The organism is Nocardiopsis lucentensis DSM 44048, assembly GCF_000341125.1.
GTDB classification, from domain to species: domain Bacteria; phylum Actinomycetota; class Actinomycetes; order Streptosporangiales; family Streptosporangiaceae; genus Nocardiopsis; species Nocardiopsis lucentensis.
In genome coordinates, this window is sequence record NZ_ANBC01000921.1 from 1 (window position 1) to 2,854 (window position 2,854).

Genomic DNA, 2,854 nt, shown 5'->3' on the forward strand with positions numbered 1-2,854 from the left:
CGCGTGGTGTGCCCGCACCGGCCTGGACTTCGACGTGGTGTACACCGAGATGGCCGCCACCTACAACCAGGGCTACCAGGCACTTGGTCACCCGGAGTTCGTCCGTCCCGTCCTCGAGCACGTGCCCGGACCGATCGGTGGGCACTGCGTCACGATGGGCGCAATGCTGCTCGGCCACGAGCTCGGCGACCTGGTCATGGACGCCTCACAGGCCGCAGAGGACCGGGAGGCGGTGTGAGAGCGTTCGTGCTGTCCACCGGACGGTGCGGCAGCCTGACCGTGGCCACGGCTTGCACCCACATGACCAACTACACGGCAGGCCACGAGACCCGCGCGTCACGCATGCAGGGCCGGGTGGACTACCCCGACCAGCACGTAGAGGTCGACAACCGGCTCGCCTGGCATCTGGGGGAGTTGGAGGACCGATTCGGTGACGACGCCGTGTACGTGCATCTGGCCCGTGACCCCGATGCTGTGGCGGCCTCCTACGCGCGCCGGTTCCATATCCGCGCGGGCATCATGCCTGCCTACGCGTCCGGGATCGTTCGCGGCAAACTCCCTAAGACTGATCGGGGTCGTCTGTTGGGGGCTCGCCGGTACGTGGACACGGTGACCGCGAACATCCACGCGTTCATGGCCCACAAGACCACCACCTGCGTCATCGACATCGACGACCCGGTGCCCGGGTTCCGGCGCCTGTGGGGTCTGCTGTGGGCCGAGGGGGACATCGATGCGGCGCTGGCTGCCCTGAAGGAAAGGCATAACGCGTCATGAGGACATTGCAGATCACCGCGCATGGGGCTCGGGTACGGCTACGCGACACCGGTGGGAAGGTGTCCAAGTGCATGCGCCGCGGCGTGCCCTACGAGCGCCCTCTGTTGGAGCACATCTACCAGCAGCACTTCACGGGTGTGGCGGTGGACGCCGGCGCGAACATCGGTAACCACACTCTGTGGTTCTCGCAGGTGTGCGGTATGCGGGTGGTGGCGTTCGAACCCCTGCACCACGAGCTGCTGTCCGAGCACGTCAAGCTGAACCGGGCGGGTAAGCGGGTGCGCGTCGAGCCGTATGCGCTGGGCGACCACACCAGCCAGGCCACCCATGTGGGCAAGGGCCGCCTGGATCCGACCGGACAAGCCACGAACCCCAGCAGCGAACCGGACGTGGCCGCCGGCCAGTGGACCGGATCCGGCGCCAACCTCCCCGTGCGCACCCTGGACTCCTACAACCTGCGCGACGTGTCGCTGATCAAGATCGACATCGAGGGCATGGAACCGCACATGCTCCGCGGCGCGGAGGCCACGATCCGCCGCGAGAAACCGGTGATCTTCGCTGAGGAGTGGGGGCAGGCCGAGCACGACGCGATCGCCGCAGTACTGGAACCCTGGGGGTACCAGATGACCCAACGGTTCTCCGCGAAGGCGTCGCCGACCCCAGTGGGCCGGTGGGATCCTGTGGCGGGTGTCCGGTGATGCCTCGGGTGTCGGTGGCGGTGATGGCGCACCGCAAGCGGGAGAAGTTCGTCCCGGGGTTGGTGGCGTCTCTGGATCGTCCGGCCAAGGGGGTGTGGGACCAGAAGAACGACCGATGGGATACGGGGCGACGAGCCATGCTCGCCTACGAGTCTGGCGCCACCCACCATCTGGTCATCCAGGATGACGCGGTGGTGTGCCGCAACCTTGTTGCTGGCGTTGAGAGGGCGCTCACGCGCGTCCCAGCCCCACACGGGACACCTACCCCTCTGTGCCTGTACGCGGGCCGCGTGAAGCGTTTCCGGAGCGTGGTCCGCCGCCATGTGGGCTCTCGTCGCCCGTCCTGGTTGGCGATGCCATCCATCTACTGGGGTGTGGGTGTGGTCATGCCGGTACAGCTGATCTCCGAGCTGATTCGATGGGGCGACCAGCATCCTGAGGTCGCGAACTACGACTACCGGATGGGCCAATGGCTTCGCCAGCAGGGGGTGGAGGTGTGGTACCCGTGGCCGTCGCTGGTGGATCACCGTCATTCGCCGTCGCTGGTCGAGGGGCGGTCGTCGGCGGCGTCCCGGCACGCGCACAGCTTCATCGGCGCGAACGCGTCCGCGCTCAGCCACAGGTGGAACCGGGGTGTGGTGCGGATCCCGCACTGGAAGGACGACACATGATGACGCAGGATGAGCACACACTGATCAAGCGCATGGGTGACGACCAGCTGGCGGTGGTCGAGTTGTGCGGGCATAGCCGCGAGGTGCGCGCGGCGGCTCGCAGCGAGCGACAGCGCCGGGCTGACCAGGTGATGATCGACGTGGTTCCGCATGCGAAACCACTGGTCCGAATCCCTTGGAGCGGCCGATGATGCATGCGACCGTCTACCTGCAAGGCTTGTCTTACAGACTCACCGAGGACCCCAGCGATTTCTGCGAGCTGACGCTGTCGGATGGTACAAGCGAGGTCGGGCTTGACGCTGACACTGGGTTTGACAGTGACCCGGACGTGATCGACCAGACGGCTGCACGTTTTGAGGCGGCATCTGAGGAGTTCGTGGCGCGGATGCGCAAACGTGCCACTGAGATTCGGCGTGAGCGCGCCTTTAAGGGGCATTGGTGATCCATTTCTGCCTGAACGACACCAGCACAGACGGCCCCCCGATGGGCGGACAACTGATCCCCGGATCGCAGCTAGACCGCTACTTTCGCCCCGTCTGGGACGCCCTGGACTCCATGGGGGTGGCGTACACGGTGGGCCGCCAACCCGCCGCTGGTGCGGTGAACGTCTACCCGAACAACCGGCGCGCCTACATGCCAGGATCACAGCGCCTCGATCGTGAATCTGTGGGGGTGTCCCACGGCCTGGCGGACAAGGGCTACCGGCAGCAG

The 2,854-nt window shown here is 66.4% G+C and carries 7 protein-coding genes; all 7 read left to right on the forward strand.

Translation table 11 applies throughout. From position 1 onward, the window contains the following. Positions 1-238: hypothetical protein (locus tag D471_RS40635; protein WP_040692248.1), on the forward strand; the 238-nt coding region annotated here is incomplete at its 5' end. Beyond that, a complete protein-coding gene (locus D471_RS0131725; protein WP_017602341.1) occupies positions 235-774 on the forward strand; it encodes a hypothetical protein in 540 nt (179 codons plus the stop codon). The genes D471_RS40635 and D471_RS0131725, both read left to right, overlap by 4 nt. Continuing rightward, complete coding sequence (locus D471_RS0131730; protein WP_083924481.1) at positions 771-1,472, forward strand: FkbM family methyltransferase; 702 nt, start codon at positions 771-773, stop codon at positions 1,470-1,472. The genes D471_RS0131725 and D471_RS0131730 overlap by 4 nt, the downstream gene beginning before the upstream one ends. An 8-nt stretch (positions 1,473-1,480) precedes the next feature. Then, positions 1,481-2,143: a hypothetical protein gene (locus tag D471_RS0131735; protein WP_152486534.1), complete on the forward strand. Its 663-nt coding sequence runs from the start codon at positions 1,481-1,483 to the stop codon at positions 2,141-2,143. Next, the gene (locus D471_RS0131740) at positions 2,140-2,334 is read left to right on the forward strand and encodes a hypothetical protein (RefSeq protein ID WP_017602344.1); all 195 of its coding nucleotides are present in this window, start codon (positions 2,140-2,142) and stop codon (positions 2,332-2,334) included. Before D471_RS0131735 ends, D471_RS0131740 begins: the two co-directional genes overlap by 4 nt. Continuing rightward, the gene (locus D471_RS0131745; protein ID WP_017602345.1) at positions 2,331-2,585 is read left to right on the forward strand and encodes a hypothetical protein; all 255 of its coding nucleotides are present in this window, start codon (positions 2,331-2,333) and stop codon (positions 2,583-2,585) included. The genes D471_RS0131740 and D471_RS0131745 overlap by 4 nt, the downstream gene beginning before the upstream one ends. Further along, a partial coding sequence (locus D471_RS39880; RefSeq protein ID WP_152486535.1) for a hypothetical protein occupies positions 2,582-2,854 on the forward strand: 273 nt, incomplete at its 3' end. The genes D471_RS0131745 and D471_RS39880, both read left to right, overlap by 4 nt.

Coding starts and splice junctions, on each gene's coding strand:
- D471_RS0131730 (WP_083924481.1), top strand. CDS start 771: ATGAGGACATTGCAGATCACCGCGCATGGGGCTCGGGTACGGCTACGC.
- D471_RS0131740 (WP_017602344.1), top strand. CDS start 2,140: ATGATGACGCAGGATGAGCACACACTGATCAAGCGCATGGGTGACGAC.
- D471_RS0131745 (WP_017602345.1), top strand. CDS start 2,331: ATGATGCATGCGACCGTCTACCTGCAAGGCTTGTCTTACAGACTCACC.